Annotated in this window: 15 protein-coding genes; 11 read left to right on the plus strand and 4 right to left on the minus strand. The window is 73.4% G+C overall.

Annotated elements, in window-relative coordinates:
• Window positions 1–8 precede the first annotated feature (8 nt).
• Both GCL84_RS17960 and GCL84_RS17965 read right to left on the minus strand, forming a co-directional pair.
• Window positions 9–1,622 (minus strand): carboxyl transferase domain-containing protein, encoded by a 1,614-nt coding sequence (locus GCL84_RS17960; RefSeq protein WP_156756641.1) that lies wholly within the window; start codon window positions 1,620–1,622, stop codon window positions 9–11.
• A gap of 95 nt (window positions 1,623–1,717) precedes the next feature.
• Window positions 1,718–2,512 (minus strand): SGNH/GDSL hydrolase family protein, encoded by a 795-nt coding sequence (locus tag GCL84_RS17965; RefSeq protein WP_156756642.1) that lies wholly within the window; start codon window positions 2,510–2,512, stop codon window positions 1,718–1,720.
• 166 nt (window positions 2,513–2,678) lie between these two features.
• Between GCL84_RS17965 and GCL84_RS17970 the strand changes: the two genes are divergently transcribed.
• The 4 genes from GCL84_RS17970 (at window position 2,679) to GCL84_RS17985 (ending at window position 6,799) form a co-directional block, all read left to right on the plus strand.
• The gene (locus tag GCL84_RS17970; protein ID WP_235926389.1) at window positions 2,679–3,302 is read left to right on the plus strand and encodes an SACE_7040 family transcriptional regulator; all 624 of its coding nucleotides are present in this window, start codon (window positions 2,679–2,681) and stop codon (window positions 3,300–3,302) included.
• A 126-nt stretch (window positions 3,303–3,428) separates the two neighbouring features.
• Window positions 3,429–4,217, plus strand: coding sequence for an SAM-dependent methyltransferase (locus GCL84_RS17975; protein WP_268891361.1), 789 nt, complete (start codon window positions 3,429–3,431; stop codon window positions 4,215–4,217).
• A 5-nt stretch (window positions 4,218–4,222) separates the two neighbouring features.
• Window positions 4,223–6,256, plus strand: a complete 2,034-nt coding sequence (locus GCL84_RS17980) for a bifunctional diguanylate cyclase/phosphodiesterase (RefSeq protein WP_156756645.1) — start codon at window positions 4,223–4,225, stop codon at window positions 6,254–6,256.
• 57 nt (window positions 6,257–6,313) lie between these two features.
• Window positions 6,314–6,799: a hypothetical protein gene (locus GCL84_RS17985; RefSeq protein ID WP_197523331.1), complete on the plus strand. Its 486-nt coding sequence runs from the start codon at window positions 6,314–6,316 to the stop codon at window positions 6,797–6,799.
• 102 nt (window positions 6,800–6,901) lie between these two features.
• Here the strand turns inward: GCL84_RS17985 and metX are convergent, their stop codons facing one another.
• Together metX and GCL84_RS17995 are read right to left on the minus strand one after the other, a co-directional pair.
• Entirely contained in the window at window positions 6,902–7,948 is a 1,047-nt protein-coding gene (gene metX / locus GCL84_RS17990) for a homoserine O-acetyltransferase MetX (RefSeq protein ID WP_156756647.1), read from the minus strand.
• Window positions 7,945–9,249 carry a bifunctional o-acetylhomoserine/o-acetylserine sulfhydrylase gene (locus GCL84_RS17995; RefSeq protein ID WP_156756648.1) on the minus strand — a complete coding sequence of 435 codons (1,305 nt, stop codon included), beginning with the start codon at window positions 9,247–9,249 and terminating at the stop codon, window positions 7,945–7,947. The genes metX and GCL84_RS17995 overlap by 4 nt, the downstream gene beginning before the upstream one ends.
• A 208-nt stretch (window positions 9,250–9,457) precedes the next feature.
• Here GCL84_RS17995 and GCL84_RS18000 point away from each other — a divergent pair, with 208 nt between their 5' ends.
• The 7 genes from GCL84_RS18000 (at window position 9,458) to GCL84_RS18030 (ending at window position 16,439) form a co-directional block, all read left to right on the plus strand.
• A complete protein-coding gene (locus tag GCL84_RS18000) occupies window positions 9,458–10,324 on the plus strand; it encodes an SGNH/GDSL hydrolase family protein (RefSeq protein WP_156756649.1) in 867 nt (288 codons plus the stop codon).
• 21 nt (window positions 10,325–10,345) lie between these two features.
• The gene (locus GCL84_RS18005) at window positions 10,346–11,809 is read left to right on the plus strand and encodes a PucR family transcriptional regulator (protein WP_235926391.1); all 1,464 of its coding nucleotides are present in this window, start codon (window positions 10,346–10,348) and stop codon (window positions 11,807–11,809) included.
• A gap of 124 nt (window positions 11,810–11,933) precedes the next feature.
• Complete coding sequence (gene ald / locus GCL84_RS18010; RefSeq protein ID WP_156756651.1) at window positions 11,934–13,052, plus strand: alanine dehydrogenase; 1,119 nt, start codon at window positions 11,934–11,936, stop codon at window positions 13,050–13,052.
• A 468-nt stretch (window positions 13,053–13,520) separates the two neighbouring features.
• The gene (locus tag GCL84_RS18015; RefSeq protein WP_156756652.1) at window positions 13,521–13,727 is read left to right on the plus strand and encodes a hypothetical protein; all 207 of its coding nucleotides are present in this window, start codon (window positions 13,521–13,523) and stop codon (window positions 13,725–13,727) included.
• Window positions 13,724–14,128: a hypothetical protein gene (locus GCL84_RS18020; RefSeq protein WP_235926392.1), complete on the plus strand. Its 405-nt coding sequence runs from the start codon at window positions 13,724–13,726 to the stop codon at window positions 14,126–14,128. The genes GCL84_RS18015 and GCL84_RS18020 overlap by 4 nt, the downstream gene beginning before the upstream one ends.
• Before the next feature lie 74 nt (window positions 14,129–14,202).
• On the plus strand, window positions 14,203–15,540 hold the full coding sequence (locus GCL84_RS18025) for an ABC transporter ATP-binding protein (RefSeq protein WP_197523332.1): 1,338 nt from the start codon (window positions 14,203–14,205) through the stop codon (window positions 15,538–15,540).
• On the plus strand, window positions 15,537–16,439 hold the full coding sequence (locus GCL84_RS18030; RefSeq protein ID WP_156756654.1) for a hypothetical protein: 903 nt from the start codon (window positions 15,537–15,539) through the stop codon (window positions 16,437–16,439). Before GCL84_RS18025 ends, GCL84_RS18030 begins: the two co-directional genes overlap by 4 nt.
• Window positions 16,440–16,467 lie beyond the last annotated feature (28 nt).

Consider the following 16,467-nt stretch of genomic DNA (forward strand, 5'->3'; position numbering starts at 1 on the left):
GTGGGTCATCACATCCGGAAGACGCCGTAGCGGACGGGTTCGAGTGGGGCGTTGGCCGCCGCGGAGAGCGCGAGGCCGAGCACCTGCCGGGTGTCGGCGGGGTCGATGACACCGTCGTCCCAGAGCCGGGCGGTGGAGTAGTAGGGGTTGCCCTGCTCCTCGTACTGGCCGCGGATCGGGTCCTTGAACGCCTCCTCGTCCTCGGCCGACCACTCGCCGCCGCGCGCCTCGACCCCGTCGCGGCGGACGGTGGCGAGCACGGCGGCGGCCTGCTCGCCGCCCATGACCGAGATGCGCGCGTTCGGCCACATCCACAGGAACCGGGGCGAGTAGGCGCGGCCGCACATCGAGTAGTTGCCCGCGCCGAAGCTGCCGCCGACGACCACGGTGAACTTCGGGACGCGCGCGCACGCGGTGGCGGTGACCATCTTCGCGCCGTGCTTGGCGATGCCGCCCGCCTCGTAGTCGCGGCCGACCATGAAGCCGGTGATGTTCTGCAGGTACAGCAGCGGGATGGAGCGCTGGTCGCACAGCTCGATGAAGTGCGCGCCCTTCATCGCCGACTCGCTGAACAGCACGCCGTTGTTGGCCACGATGCCGACGGGGTGCCCGTGCACGCGCGCGAACCCGGTGACGAGGGTGGGGCCGTACTCCTTCTTGAACTCGCGGAAGCGGCTGCCGTCGACGACCCGGGCGATGACCTCGCGCACGTCGTAGGGGGTGCGCGGGTCGGCGGGCACGGCGCCGTAGAGGGTGGCCGGGTCGACGGCGGGCGCCTCGACGGGGGCGACGTCCCAGGGGCGGGGCGCGCGCGGGCCGAGGGTGCTGACGATGGACCGGACGATGCGCAGGGCGTGCGCGTCGTCGTCGGCCAGGTGGTCGGTGACGCCGGAGACGCGGGAGTGCACGTCGCCGCCGCCGAGGTCCTCGGCGCTGACGACCTCGCCGGTGGCCGCCTTCACCAGCGGCGGGCCGCCGAGGAAGATCGTGCCCTGGTCGCGGACGATGACGGCCTCGTCGGCCATCGCCGGGACGTAGGCGCCGCCCGCGGTGCAGGAGCCGAGGACGGCGGCGATCTGCGGGATGCCGCGCGCGGACATGGTGGCCTGGTTGAAGAAGATGCGCCCGAAGTGGTCGCGGTCGGGGAACACGTCGTCCTGCATGGGCAGGAACGCGCCACCGGAGTCCACGAGGTAGACGCACGGCAGGTTGTTCTGGAGCGCGACCTCCTGGGCCCGCAGGTGCTTCTTGACGGTCATCGGGTAGTAGGTCCCGCCCTTGACCGTCGCGTCGTTGGCCACCACCACGACCTCGCGCCCGGACACCCGCCCCACGCCGGTGATCACCCCGGCCGCGGGCGCCTCGTCGCCGTACATCCCCCCGGCCGCCAGCGGCGACAGCTCGAGGAACGGCGACCCCGGGTCCAGCAGCGAGTCCACCCGCTCCCGCGGCAGCAGCTTCCCCCGGGCGACGTGCTTGTCCCGCGCCCGCTCCGGCCCCCCGAGAGCGGCGGCGGCCAACCGGTCGCGCAGGTCGTCGACCAGGGCCCCATGCCGCTCCGCGTTGTCCGCGAAGGCCTCGGACCCCTCGTCCACTGCTGTCCGCAGCACCGGCGCGTCCATCAGTCACCCCGTAGTTAGTCAGCGTTAACCCTGCTCGTGATGTTAGCGCTGACTAACAGTACCGTCCAGGGGCGCGCCCCGCGCGAAGACTCGGGTCAGCCGGTGACGGCGCGGAGGGCGGGGTAGTAGCCGCCGCTGTGGCCTGCGGCGTTGGGGTGGTAGCTCTCGTCGACCGGGTAGGTGACGCTGTTGAGCCAGCGGTCGCCGGAGGCGCAGATCTCGTGACCGCTGAAGGCGGTGCGGCCGTCGACGAAGGTGAAGCCGTGGGCGGCGGCCCTGGCGGAGACGACCTCGGCGAGGGCGTCGGCGGAGCCGTTGACGGCGGCGCGCTTGGTCTCGCTCAGGCCGATCGAGCAGGAGCCGCCGAGCTGGTAGATGCGCGGGTAGCCCAGCACGACGACCCGCGCGGACGGGGCGCGGGCCGCGATCTGGGAGTACACGCTGTCCAGCCTGCCGGGCAGGGTGGAGCGGGCGAAGTCCTGGGCGGCCGCGTTCTCGGCGACGCAGGTCGCGTCCGAGCCCAGGTTGCAGTTGGTCATGACGGTGCCGAAGCCCGCGTCGTTGCCGCCGATGGAGATGGTGACCAGGGCGGTGTCCGCGGTGACGGCGGAGAGCTGGTTGTCGAGCACGTCCGAGGTGACCGCGCCGGAACAGGCGGCGAACGAGAACGCCGACGGGGCGTTGGCGTCGGCCCAGAGCCGCGCGTAGGAGTTGGCGCTGCGCTTGCAGCCGCCGCTGTCGCCGTAGCTGCCAGCACCGGTGCCGGAGGCGTAGGAGTCGCCGAGGGCGACGTACTTGCCCGCGGCGGGGGCCGCGGCGGCGGGAGCCGCCAGCCCCACCGCGGTCACGACGGCGAAGGCCGCCGCGGCCAATGAATGAGTGATGCGCATTTCCAGCCTCCGACTCTGGCGGATCCCCGACAGTTGTCATCCCTACCAGGGGAAAAGTGCCCACCGGAACGCGATACAAGTAGTTAACAATTGCCACTCCGGCAGGGGGTGACGCCCCCGACAGTCGGTTAGCAAGCGCTAACCAGACGCCCGTACGATGCCCCGTGTGGCCCTTTCAGCCGAGTCGACGGACCCCAAGCCCACCCGCCGCGAGCAGATCCTCGCCGCCGCCGCCGAGCTGTTCGCCCGGCACGGCTTCCACGGCGTCGGCATCGACGACATCGGTTCCGCGGTGGGCATCTCCGGCCCCGCGCTCTACCGCCACTTCCGGTCCAAGGACGCCATGCTCGGCGAGATGCTCACCTCGATCAGCGAGGTGCTGCTCACCGGCGGCCAGGCCAGGGTGGCCACCGTCGCCGAACCCGGCGCCACGCTGGGCGAACTCGTCCGCTTCCACGTCGACTTCGCCCTGGACAACCCCGCGCTGATCACCGTCCAAGAGCGCAACCTGGGCAACCTCACCGACCCCGACCGCCGCAAGGTCCGCGCGTTGCAGCGCCGCTACGTCGAGACCTGGGTCGAGGTCATCCGCACCTCGGTCCCCGCGGTGTCCGAGCCGACGGCCAGGGCGGCCGCGCACGCGGTGTTCGGCCTGATCAACTCGACCCCGCACAGCAGGCACCTCGACCGCGACCAGATGGCGGACCTGCTGACCGACATGGCCATGGCGGCGCTCGTGCACGCGCCGGTCGGGCGGGACGGACTCCAACCCGGGTTCAGCGCCGGTTGAGCCACCCGGGCACAGACGTCCCAAAAAAGTCGGGCGCACCTCGACCACGCGGACACTGCGGTGGGTAACCTGTCCGCCACGCAACAGGACGAGAGGGGCTGTCTCGTGGTGGAGCCGAACGACTGGGTGCCCGAGGGCATTGACATGGAGCGGCCCAGCGCCGCGAGGCTGTACGACTACCTGCTCGGGGGCGGGCACAACTTCGCCCACGACCGGGACCTGGCGCACCGGTTCCTCAAGGCCCAGCCCAACGGGCGGGAGATCGCGCGGCACAACCGGGCGTTCCTGCGCCGGTCGGTGCTGTTCATGATCTCGCAGGGGGTGCGCCAGTTCCTCGACCTCGGGTCGGGCATCCCCACCGTGGGCAACGTGCACGAGATCGCCCAGGACGCCGACCCGAGCGCGCGCGTGGTGTACGTCGACTACGAGGAAGTCGCCTACGCGCACAGCGTGATGATGCTCAAGGACAACCCCGGCGCGACGATCGTCCAGGCGGACATGGCCGTGCCGGAACAGGTCCTCGACGCCCCGGAGACCCGGGCGCTGCTGGACTTCGACGAGCCGATCGGGCTGATCACGGCCGGGGTGTTCCACTTCGTCGCCCCCGCCAAGGACCCCGCGGGCATCGTCGCGCGGTACCGCGACCCGATGGTCGCGGGCAGCTACCTGGCGCTGTCGCAGTTCACCCGCGACCTGATGCCCGAGGAGATGGACCGGATCGTCGAGGTGATGAAGACCAGCCGGGACCCGATGTACCCCCGGACGCTGGCCGAGGTCACCGCCCTGTTCGACGGCTACGACCTGGTCGAGCCCGGGGTGGTGCCGACCGCGCTGTGGCGGCCGGACGCGGGCCTCGACGACGGGGACGACCCGGGCCGGGCGGGCATCTACGCGGGCGTCGGCCGCAAGCGCTAGCAGCGGTGAGCGCCAAGGAGGAGTTGGTCGACGCCTGGCTGCGCGCGGTCGCGGCCACCGCTTACGTGCCCAGGTCCGCGACGGACGTGCGCACGCTGGTGGCCGGGCTGGCCGACTCGCTCGTGGGCGCGCTGTCAGTCGAGCCGTTCGACCCCGCGGTGGGCGAGGACGTCGGCGCCATGATGGTCACCGGGGCGCTGACCGGTGAGAACACGCTCACCAGCTCGCTCGGGGTGTTGTCCGACGGCTTGGTGGCCGAGGGCTTCCCCGCCGGGCGGGTGGTGCGGCTGCTGGCCGCGGTGTCCGCCGGGTACGCCTCCGCGCTGCGCACGCGGACCCTGGAGCAGCAGGAGGACCTCAAGCGGGCCCTGCTCGGCGCGGTCCAGCAGGCCGAGCGCGGGCGGCGCGACACCGAGCACCGCTTCCGCGAGGTGTTCACCGAGGCGGCGACCGGCATCGCGATCACCGACGCGGACCGGCGGCTGGTCGAGGTCAACCCGGCGCTGGCGGAGATCCTCGGCAGCCCGGCCGGGAAGCTCTGCGGGACCGCCCTCGAGGACCACCTGTTCGGCGACGACCCGATCAGCACCACCCCGACCCGCCGCGAGGTGCGCAGGCCCGACGGCGAGTCGGCGTGGGTGCTGGTGAGCACGTCGATCGTGCGCGACGAGGGACGCCCGGACTACGCGGTGACGATGGTGCAGGACCTCAGCGAGGTGGAGCTGCTGGGCACCCGGCTCAGCCACCAGAGCCTGCACGACGCGTTGACCGGCCTGCCGAACCGCTCCTACTTCACCACCCGCGCCGAGACGCTGCTCGCCCAGGCCGCGCCGACGACGAGCACCACGCTGGCCTGCCTGGACCTCGACGGCTTCGGCCTGCTCAACGCCACGCACGGGCACGCGGCGGGCGACCAGTTGCTGCGCGCGGTGGCGGCCCGGCTGACCAGGCTGGTCGAGGACGAGCAGGCGCTGGTGGCCAGGGTCGACGGCGACGAGTTCGCGGTGCTGCTGCTCGACGGGCCCGCCACGCCCGGCATCCCCGAGCTGGTCGCCCTCGTGCGCGCCGAGCTGGCCGAGCCGTACTACGACGGGGACATCGGGCTGGCCGTCACCGCGGGCATCGGGGTGGTGCGCCGCCCGGCCGGGGAGCTGTCGGCGGCCGAGCTGCACCGGGTGGCCTCGGCCGCGCTCGGCGTGGCCAAGGCCACCGGCCCCGACCAGTGGGCGGTGCACGACCCGCAGGACGACCGCCGGGCCCGCAGGCTGGGTGCCGCGGCGACCGCGCTGCCCGCCGCGCACGAGATCGGCGAGCTGGTCGTGGCCTACGACCGGGTGATCGGGCTGGCCGAGCGCTCGGCGGTGCGGGTGCGGGCCCTGGTGCTCGACCCGGCCGCGCGCCCGGACCTGCCCGAGGTGCTCGACCTGGCCGAGCTGACCGGCTTCTCGGTGGCGCTGGCGCCCTGGCTGCTCACCACCGCGGCCCGGCAGCTCCCGGTGTGGCGGGCCATGTTCCCCGGCGACGGCCCGGTGCTGCGGGTGCGGCTGAGCCGGGCCCAGACCGCCGACGCGGACCTTGCCGGGTCGGTGCGCGACGCCCTGGCCGCCGCGGCGGTGCCCGCCCACCTGCTGGAGCTGCTGCTGGACACCCCGGCCGTCGTCGACGCGCGCGGCGACGCCCGGGACAACCTGCGCACTCTGGTCGACATGGGCGTGACCGCGGGCCTGCACCGGTTCTCCGGCGGCCCGGCCCAGTTGGAGCTGGCGGAGCGGTTCGGGGTGCGCTCGATCGTGCTCGGCGACCCATTCTCCGGGTGGCGCCCGGACTGGCTGCCCGCCGACGCGGTCGCCGTGCGCGCCACCCGCACCCTGTTGGCCGAGCTGACCTCGATCGGGTTGGAGGTCGGTGTGCTCGGGGTGCGTGACCAGGAGGAAGCCACGTGGTGGGCGGACAACGGCGCCACCACCGGCGAGGGCATCGCCTTCGGCGGCCCCGCCGACGTGGAGGACGTCCTGCACGGCGAGTCCGCCGCCAAGTGAGCGAATCGGACCGACCTGATCTCCCCGGCCGGGCCGGGGCTGTTGCAGGATGGGGCCGTGGACGCCGACCCGGACCGAACGCGCCGCCTCACCGCGGCCGCCGCTGACGCCCTCGCCGCCATGCGGGAGGGCGCCGACGACGGCGCGCTGGACCGGGTGGCCGACGAGGTGGGCGGGGCGGACGACAGCCACTCCGACGCCAGGGAGCTGATGCTCATCCTGTTCCGCGAGTGCAGCGGCATGGTCGGCGCCCTCGGCTCCGGCGGGACGGTCCCGGTGAAGATGCAGGTCTACGACGACGACGGCCACGAGGTGCCGATCGACGAGGCCGACCCGCCGGTCCGCACCGCCGTGCGCACGCTGCTGGCGGAGGTGCACGGCGACACCGAGTCGGCGAAGGCGCAACTGGACATCGCGCTGCGCGAGGCCGCCCCGGCGGAGATGGCGACCCTGATGGCGCAGGCCCTGCGCTGGACGCTGCGGTTGTCCGAGGAGTGCCTGTCGCGCGACCTGCCCGTCCCGGCCTGGATCACCCGCGGCTAGGTCGTGTTTTGGAAGTCCGTTCGATGAGAGTCGTGATCGGGGTGGTTCCTGGCGGTGCGGCTATCGCGAACAGCGTCTTTCGAAACACGGCCTGGGGCGGGCTCAGCCCAGCAGGCGCTTGACCAGGCTGGACAGTTGGGCGATCTCGGTGAGGAAGCCGTCGTGGCCCGCGGAAGAGGTCAGCACGTGCAGGCCGTCGGAGGTGGGCAGCAGGTCGGCGAGTTCCTGTTGCTGCGACAGCGGGTACAGGCGGTCGCTGTCGACACCCGCGACGACGCTCCTGGCGGTGACCTTGGACAGGGCGGCGGCCACACCGCCGCGGCCGAGGCCGATGTCGTGGTCGTTCATGGCCTCGGTGAGGATGACGTAGCTGCCCGCGTCGAACCGGCCGACCAGCTTGGCCGCGTGGTGGTCCAGGTAGGACTCGACGGCGTACCGGCCGTCGACCTCCCTGGTGCGGCCGAAGCGCTCGGCCAGCTCCGGGGCGCTGCGGTAGGTGGTGTGGGCGATGCGGCGCGCGACGCCCAGGCCCGCGTCCGGGTGCGGGCCGCCGTGGTAGTCGCCGTCGCGCCAGTCCGGGTCGGCGCGGATGGCGGCGAGCTGCGACGCGGCCCAGGCGATCTGGTCGGCGTTGGCCGCCGCCGGGCACGCCAGCAGCAGCACCGCGGCGACCCGCCCCGGCCGCGACACGGCCCACTCCAGCGCGCGCATGCCGCCCATCGACCCGCCCAGCACCGCCGCCCACGTCCCGATGCCCAGCGCGTCGGCCAGCAGCGCCTCGGCGTCGACCTGGTCGCGGATGCCCACGCGGGGGAACCGGCTGCCCCAGGCGACGCCGTCCGGCGCGGTCGAGGACGGCCCCGTCGAACCCTGGCAACCGCCCAGCACGTTCGGGCACACCACGAACCACCGGTCGGTGTCCACGGCGCGCCCGGGGCCGATCAGCCCCTCCCACCAGCCACCGTCCGGCCCGGCGTGCGCGTCGCCGGTGAGGGCGTGCTCGACCAGGACCGCGTTGGAGCCGTCGAACTCGCCCCAGGTCTCGTAGGCGAGGGTGACCGACGGGAGAGCACCGACCGGGCCCAGGGCCGCGAAGCGCCTGGGCCCGGTCGGGTCCCCCTCCCGAGCGGGAGGGGGGAGGGCACTCACAGCTCGGCCTTGGCGGCCCGGAAACCTGCCTCCAGGTCGGCCTTGAGGTCCTCGACGTTCTCGATGCCCACCGCGAGCCGGACCAGGCCCGGGGTGACCCCGCTGCCAAGCTGCTCGGCGGGGGTGAGCTGGCTGTGCGTGGTCGACGCCGGGTGCACGATCAGGCTGCGCACGTCGCCGATGTTCACCAACTGGCTGTGCAGCTCGGTGCCGTCGACGAACTTGCGACCGGCGTCGACGCCGCCGCGCAGGTCGAAGGAGACGATGGCGCCCGCGCCGCGCGGCAGGTACTTCTGCGCCGTGGCGTGGTACGGCGAGGACGGCAGGCCCGCGTAGTAGACCTTCTCCACCTCGTCGCGCTGCTCGAGCCACTCGGCCAGCGCCTGGGCGTTGGCCACGTGCCGCTCCATGCGCAGCGACAGGGTCTCGATGCCCTGCAGGATCAGGAAGGCGTTGAGCGGGGCCACGGCCGCGCCGGTGTCGCGCAGGACCTGCACGCGCGCCTTGGCCGCGAACGCGCCGGGGCCCAGGGCCTCCCAGTACTTGAGGCCGTTGTAGCTGGGGTCCGGCTCGGTGAAGCCGGGGAACCTGGCCGGGTCCTTGCCGAAGTCGAAGGTGCCGCCGTCGACCAGCACGCCCGCGATGGTGGTGCCGTGGCCGCCGAGGTACTTGGTGGCCGAGTGCACGACGATGTCCGCGCCGTGCTCGATCGGGCGGACCAGGTACGGGGTGGGCACGGTGTTGTCCACGACCAGCGGCACACCGGCCTCGTGCGCGGCGTCGGCGACCTTGCGGATGTCGAGGACGTTGGAGCCGGGGTTGGCCAGGGTCTCGGCGAAGAACAGCTTCGTGTTCGGCCGGACCGCGGCCTTCCACTGCTCGATGTCGTCCTGGTCGTCGACGAAGGTGACCTCGATGCCCAGCTTCGGCAGCGTGTAGTGGAACAGGTTGTAGGTGCCGCCGTAGAGCGAGGGGCTGGACACGAAGTGGTCGCCCGCGTTGGCCAGGTTGAGGATCGCGGCGGTGACGGCCGCGGAGCCGGAGGCGAACGCCAGCGCGGCGACGCCGCCCTCGAGCGCGGCGACCCGGCTCTCCAGGACCTCCTGGGTCGGGTTGTTGATGCGGGTGTAGATGTTGCCCGGCTCGGCGAGGCTGAACAGGTCCTGGCCGTGCTGGGTGTCGCGGAAGACGTACGAGGTCGTCTGGTAGATCGGGGTGGCGCGGGCGCCGGTGGCCGGGTCCGGGGCCGCGCCGGAGTGGACCTGCTTGGTCTCGAACGACCAGGCCGCGGGATCGGTCATGGGAAAGGGCTCCTTCGTCGAGTCAGGTGGTCGAGCGGAGGGTCAGCCGCACGCGGCGCTGACGACCCGCAGCAGGTCGATGTGCGGCCGAGCGGTCAGAACGGCCACACCTGGCAACCTAGTGCGATCGCCCGGGGGCTGGTCGGCGCGCCCACGGAGTGGGACGCTCTCGTTTGACCGCCCGCGGGCGGACGGGGAGCATCCGCCCATGCGCCTGCGCGTCCTGCTCGCCTGCGCGGTCGCACTGGCCGCCGGGACACCCGCCGCCTCATCAGCCGAACATGTTTCGGATATCCCGACCTACCAGCGCTATGTGGCCCTGGGCGACTCCTACGCGGCGGGCCCGGGCATCCCGGAGCAGACCGGGGGCGGCTGCGGGCGGTCCACGGCGAACTACCCCGCCCTGCTGGCGGAGTGGCTCGAAGTTCCCACTTTCGTGGACGTCTCGTGCGGCGGCGCGGTGACCGCCGACCTGCGCGCGGCGCAGCGCCTGGGTCAGGGCACGGCCGAGCCGCAGTTCGCCGCGCTGACCGCGGACACCGACCTGGTGACGCTGACCGTCGGCGGCAACGACGTGGGGTTCGGCGAGGTCCTGGCGACCTGCGCGCGAGAGGGCAGCGCCGACCCGGCGGGCGACCGGTGCAGGCGGCGCTACACCGCCTCCGGCAGCGACCTGCTCGCGGCCAGGGTCGCCAAGGCCGGCCAGGACGTCGTCGCCGCGCTGCGCACGATCCACCAACGCGCGCCCGACGCGGAGGTGGTCGTCGTCGGCTACCCGCGAATCCTGCCCGCCGGGGCGGGCTGCTGGCCGCTGGTGCCCTTCGCCGCGGGCGACACCGCCTACTTCGACGCCACCCAACGCCTCCTCAACAGCACCCTCGCCGCCGCGGCGGCCGAGAACGGCGACACCTTCGTCGACCCGTACCCCTACGCGGAGGGCCGCGACGCCTGCGCCCCGCCCGTGCGGCGCTGGGTGGAGCCGCTGCGGCCCGCCTCCCCGGCGAGCCCCGTCCACCCCAACGCCGCGGGCATGGCCGCGGTCGCCGCGCTCGCCTGGCTGGCCGCCACGCGCTGAGCACGGGCCAGAATGGACCCCGTGGCCGACATCGAGGACGTGGTGACCCAGGTCGGGCCTGCCCTGCTGCGGCTGGTGGCGCCGGGCGCCACCGCCGTGTCCGACGTCGTCATCGCCGACCCGGACGGGGCCAACACCGCTGCGGGCGACCTGGTCCTCGGCGTCGCCGCGGCCACCCCGGCCGACGCCGAGGCGCTGGCCACCGCAGCCGGGGGCCGCGGGGCCGCGGCGCTGCTGCTCAAGTCCCCACTGGCGGCCGGGCCCGCGCTCGCGACCGCGCGGGCGGTCGGGCTCGCGGTGGTCGAGGTGGCCGCCGGGACGTCGTGGGCGCAACTGGTGTGGCTGCTGCGGTCGGTGCTCGACGCGCCGGGCGACGAGCCGTTCGGCGACCTGTTCGGCCTGGCCGACGCGGCCGCCGCCGTGGTCGGCGCCCCGGTGACCATCGAGGACGCCAACTCCAGGGTGCTGGCCCACTCGGCCAGCCAGGACGGGGCGGACCAGGCCAGGGTCTCGACGATCGTGGGCAGGCGGGTGCCGCGGGACGTGCTGGCGAAGTTCCGCTCGCGCGGGGTCTTCCGCGACCTGTCGCGCGGTCGGGTGATCTTCGTGCCGGAGCAGCCGGACGGGACCAAGCCCAGGCTGGTCGTGCCGATCCGGATGGGCGGGGAGCTGCTCGGATCGATGTGGGCGGTGGTGCCCGGGCCGGTGTCGGAGGAGCGCGCCGAGGCATTCGCCGACACCGCCCCGGTGGTCGCGCTGCACCTGCTGCGGCGGCGGGCCAGCGCCGACGCCGACCGCGGCCGGTCCGCTGAGCTGCTGCGCGCCGCGCTGTTCGGCGAGGTGAGCGGGCGGCTGGTGGCGGCGCGCCTGGACCTGGGCCCGGGGCCGCTGCGGGTGGTGGCGGTGGACGCGCACGACGAGGGGACGCGGTTGGCGCTGGCCGACCGGCTCGGCGCGGGCATCGGCAACCGCACGGCGCTGGCCGAGGCCCACGGGGTGCTCTACGCGGTCGTGCCGGACGAGGGCGGTTGGCCCGCGCTGCGCGCCGCACTGGCCACACCGGACGGTCCGGTCGCCGCGGCGGGGTCCGCGGTGGACCCCGGCGAGCTGGCGCGCGGACGGGCCGAGGCGGACGAGGCGCTTTCGCTGGTGCGCGCGGGTTTGGCGGTCGGACCGCTGGCGGTCTACGACGACGCCTGGGCTGTGCTGGTGCTGCACCGGGCCGCCACCGCGGTGGTGGGCGCCGTCGGCGGGGTTGGACCTCTGTCGCGTTTGCACGGTCAGGACTCCTGGTATCGGGACACGTTGTACGAGTGGCTGCGCCACCCCGGCGACCCGCGGGCCGCGGCGTCGGCGCTGGGCATCCACCCCAACACCCTGCGGTACCGGATGGGCCGGGTGACCGCGCTGCTCGGCGCTGACCTGGCCGACCCGGACACCCGAGTGGCGTTGCTCATCCAGTTGGTCGCCGATCGCTGGCATTGAGGTTCTCTCGTGCCCCGATCACTACACCTTCGGTTGAACATCGTGCTGCGGGCACGATGACATCGGCCCGGGACGGCGAGACCGTGGTAAGGGACACCTATTCGCGAGCGAGAGGACCAGGCCGGTGCAGATCGCAGTCCCCCGGGAGATCAAGAACCACGAGTACCGAGTGGCCCTCACACCCGCGGGCGCGCACGAGTTGTCCACGCGCGGCCACGACGTGTTCGTCGAGGCGGGCGCGGGCGAGGGCTCGGCGATCTCGGACGCGGACTACGTCGGCGCGGGCGCGAAGGTGCTGCCCACAGCCGAGGACGTGTGGGCCGAGGGCGAGCTGGTGCTCAAGGTGAAGGAGCCGATCGCCGAGGAGTACCCGCACCTGCGCCGGGACCAGGTCCTGTTCACCTACCTGCACCTGGCCGCCGACGAGCCGCTGACCCGCGCGCTGCTGGACGCCGGGACGACCGCCATCGCCTACGAGACCGTGCAGACCCCCTCCGGCGCCCTTCCCCTGCTGGCCCCGATGTCCGAGGTCGCGGGCAGGCTGGCCCCCCAGGTGGGCGCTTTCGCCCTCATGAAGCCCTCTGGTGGCCGGGGCGTGCTGCCCGGCGGCGTCCCCGGCGTCCTCCCCGCGAAGGTGGTCGTCATCGGCGGCGGTGTCGCGGGCGTCAACGCGGCCACCATCGCCCTGGGCATGGGCGCGGACGTCACGGTCCTGGACACCAACCTGGACCGCCTGCGCCAACTGGACGTCCAGTTCCAGGGCCGCCTCAAGACCCTCGCCTCCACCACCTACGCCATCGAGCACGCCGCACGCGAGGCCGACATGGTCATCGGCGCGGTCCTCATCCCCGGCGCCAAGGCCCCCAAGCTCATCAGCAACGCCATGGTGGCCCGGATGAAGCCCGGCGCGGTCCTGGTCGACATCGCCATCGATCAGGGCGGCTGCTTCGAGGACTCCCACCCCACCACCCACGCGGACCCCACCTACAACGTCCACGACACCGTCTTCTACTGCGTGGCCAACATGCCCGGCGCGGTCCCCACCACCAGCACCCACGCCCTCACCAACGCCACCCTCCCCCACGCCCTAGCCCTGGCCACCCAAGGCTGGCACCAGGCCCTCTCCACCACCCCCGCCCTAGCCCAAGGCCTAAACACCCACCAAGGCCACCTAACAAACCCCCCCGTAGCCAAAGCCCACACCCTCCCCCACACCCCCCTAAAATCCCTCCTCCCCCACTAACCCCCCACCCCCACCCCCACCCACAACACAACCCCCACTCCCCCACCCACACGCCCAAACCCACCCAAGGCCCCTAACCCACCCAAGGCCCCTAACCCACTCACGCGCCCTAACCCACCCACGCGCCCCAACCCACCCACGCGCCCCAACCCACCCACGCGCCCAGCCGCACCGTGGGGGTCCGGGGGGTCGCCCCCCGGGAGATAGGCCCTCGAACAAGGCGAAGCGCAAAGCGCGAGCAGGGGAGGGCTTTCGAGGGCGGCCCGCTCAACCAGCCTGGGGGTCACTGGGAGCGGGCCGCCACCTATAGCTTAGGCATAAGTGGTGGAGGTTGGCTAAGCGGGGGGCGGTTGCGTCTCGATTACTTCTTCACCAGCAACCCACACTTTCAGGTGAAGAAGCCAGCATTGGGGTGATTGCGGGCTGGTCACCCTGTGGGTGACCCCCCGCGTGGCCGATGTGCAGGGGATGACGCAGTCCAGGAACGAGGAGCCCCGGTGGTGGGTGGGGTGCCATGACCCGTTCGGTCGCGACCGGGCGTTGACGGTGCTGGTGGAGGACGACACGGTCGTGTTGGTGCCGCCTCCCGGGGCGGCGGCGGTGTTGTCGGCGCAGCAGACGCGGTCGTTGGGCGTGGTGCTGGACGAGGCCGCGGACCGGGCGGGGTCGGCGTGACGCCGGGCGACGAGGGGTTGCGCGCCGCGGTGTTACGCGGTTTGGCGCAGTGGGACGAGGCCGCGGACCACTCGGACGCGGCGGCGCTGGTGCCGGTGGCGCGCAGTGGGATCAGCAGGCTGGCCGAGGGCTGGCGGTTGCTGTTGTCGGTGCACCAGCCGGATGAGGCGGGGCGCTGCCCGGTGTGCCCGTCGTCGGCGTGGCGCGGGCGGCGGGGCCGCCGGTGGCCGTGCCCGGTCTGGCGGATGGCGCACGACCAGTTGATCGGCGGGTTGACCGAGGCCACCGGTCGTCGGGGGCGCAGGCGCAAGCCGGTGGTGGCGCACGGTGACGTGGTCCGCGACGGTTCCGGCGAAGTGGTGGCGCGGGTATACCCGGCGCCGAGAACCGCCCCGGGCTGACCGGTCCCCCACGCGGGCGCGGCCGGATGGGGCAAGATGGGCCTCGTCGTACGCCTGTCGATGGGGAGGTCCGTGTGCAGGACGGCAGCGGGCGGATCGTGGTGCAGGGGCTGAGCAAGAGTTTCGGCGCGGTGCACGCGGTGCAGAACTTGAGCTTCCAGGTGGAGCCCGGGTCGGTGACCGGCTTCCTGGGGCCGAACGGCGCGGGGAAGACCACGGCGCTGCGGATGCTGCTGGGCTTGGTGCGTCCCACCGCGGGCACGGCGACGATCAACGGCGTGCCCATGGGCCGGATGGCCAATCCGGGCCGGGTCGTGGGGGCGGTGCTGGAGGCCCAGGGGTTCCACCCCAACCGCAGCGCGATCGGCCACCTGCGGGTGTACACGGCCGCGATGGGGGTCGCGGACTCGCGCGCCGACGAGGCGCTGCGACTGGTGGGCCTGGGCGCGGTGGGCCGCCGCAAGGTGGGCGCGTTCTCGCTGGGCATGAAGCAGCGGCTGGCGCTGGCGACGGCGCTGCTGGGCGACCCGCAGGTGCTCGTGCTCGACGAGCCCGCGAACGGCCTGGACCCGGAGGGCATCGCCTGGCTGCGCCAGTTCCTGAAGGCCTACGCGGCCGCGGGCCGCTCGGTGCTGATCTCGAGCCACCTGCTGGCCGAGGTGGAGCAGACCATCGACCAGGTGGTGATCATCAGCCGCGGTCAGACCATGTTCTACGGCCGCCTCGACGACTTGCGCGCCTCCCAGCAGTCCCGGGTCCTGGTGACCCCGGCGGACCACACCGCGCTGATCGCGGCCCTGCAGGCCGAGGGGATCTCGAGCGTGGAGCCGCTGCCCGACGGGCGGGTCGCCGTCTCCGGGGTGACGGTGCGGCAGGTGGGTGACGCCGCGGCGCAGGCGGGGGTGGCGCTGTACGGGGTCCAGGAGGAGCGGGTCGATCTGGAGCAGTTGTTCTTCCAGCTCACCCAGCACGCCGGGCCGCACCACGGCGGGCCGCCCGGCTACCAGGTGCCCGGTTACGTCCAGCCCGGCTACGGGCCGCCACCCGGTTACGGACCTGGTTACGGGCAGCAGCCTGGGTACGGGCAGCAGCAGCCCGGGTACCCCCCGCAGGGTGGCTTCACCCCACCGCCCGGCTACCCCCCACAGCCCGGCTACCCCCAACAAGGTGGCTACTCCCCGCAAGCCGGCTTCCCGCAGCAGGCCCCCGACCAGCCGACCCCGGGCGCCCAGTACCCGGTGCTGCCCCCGGAGTACCTGCAGGCGGGCAACCAGGCGCCCCCGGCCGACCAGTCCGCGTACCAGAACCCGGCATCGGACCCGCCGCCCGCGCAACCCGCCCCGGTCGAGGCTCCCCCCGCCCCACCACCACCGGACGCCCAGGGCGGCGCCGGCCAGGAAGGCCCCCGATGACCGGCCTGATCTCCTCCGAGTTCCGCAAGACCACCACCACCAGCCTGTGGTGGGCGCTGCTCATCCCCGCCGTCCTGGCCGGGTTCGTCTGGGCCTGGGCGACCTCCGCGTCCGGGCTCACCAGCGAGCTGGCCGAGCTGTCGTTCATCCGCCTGCCGCTGGAGTCGCTGGAGGACGTCACCTGGGGCCTGATCCCGCTGGCGCGCGGGTTCAACATCGCCTCGACGTTCCCGATGCTGTTCGGCGCGCTGGCCATGACCACCGAGCTGAGCCGCCGCACCATCACCACGACGTTCCTGACCGCGCCCTCGCGGCTGGCCGTGATCGGGGCCAAGTCGGCCGTCTACGCGGTGTGGGGCCTGGTCTACGGGCTGTTCATCAGCGTGGCGGCCAGCGTCGGCCTCCTCGTCGGCTCGCCGGAGCGGGAGCTGCCCAGCGCGGGTGACTGGCTGCTGGTGGTCTTCGCGGGCCTGCTGGCCTGCATGCTGTGGACGCTGCTGGGCCTGGGGTTCGGCGCCCTGATCGGCAGTCCGGTGGGCGCGGTGCTGGTGCTCCTGGGCTACGTGCTGGTCGTCGGGCCGGTCCTGGAGACGGTGCTGACCTTCAACGAGGACCCGTCGGTCGCGCTCATCGCGGGCGCGCTGCCCGGCGGGGCGGGCAACGGCATCACCGGCGGCACCGTGGTGTCGATCCTGCTCGACCAGGTCCAAGGCCTGGCCGCGGTCGACGGCACCGTCATCTCGGAGGCGCGCCTCGACCTCGCGCGGCTGGTCCTGACACTGGTGGCGGGCAGCCCCGGGGCGTTCGCGGGCTGGCTGAGCGTGCTGGTGTTCCTCGGGTGGGCGCTGCTCGCGCTGGGCGCCGGCTGGCTGCGGACGAAGTCGCGCGACATCACCTGATCAAGTTCCAGTGGTCCGGCCGGGCCGC

The sequence above is a fragment of the Actinokineospora pegani genome (assembly GCF_009745975.1).
GTDB classification, from domain to species: Bacteria; Actinomycetota; Actinomycetes; order Mycobacteriales; family Pseudonocardiaceae; genus Actinokineospora; species Actinokineospora pegani.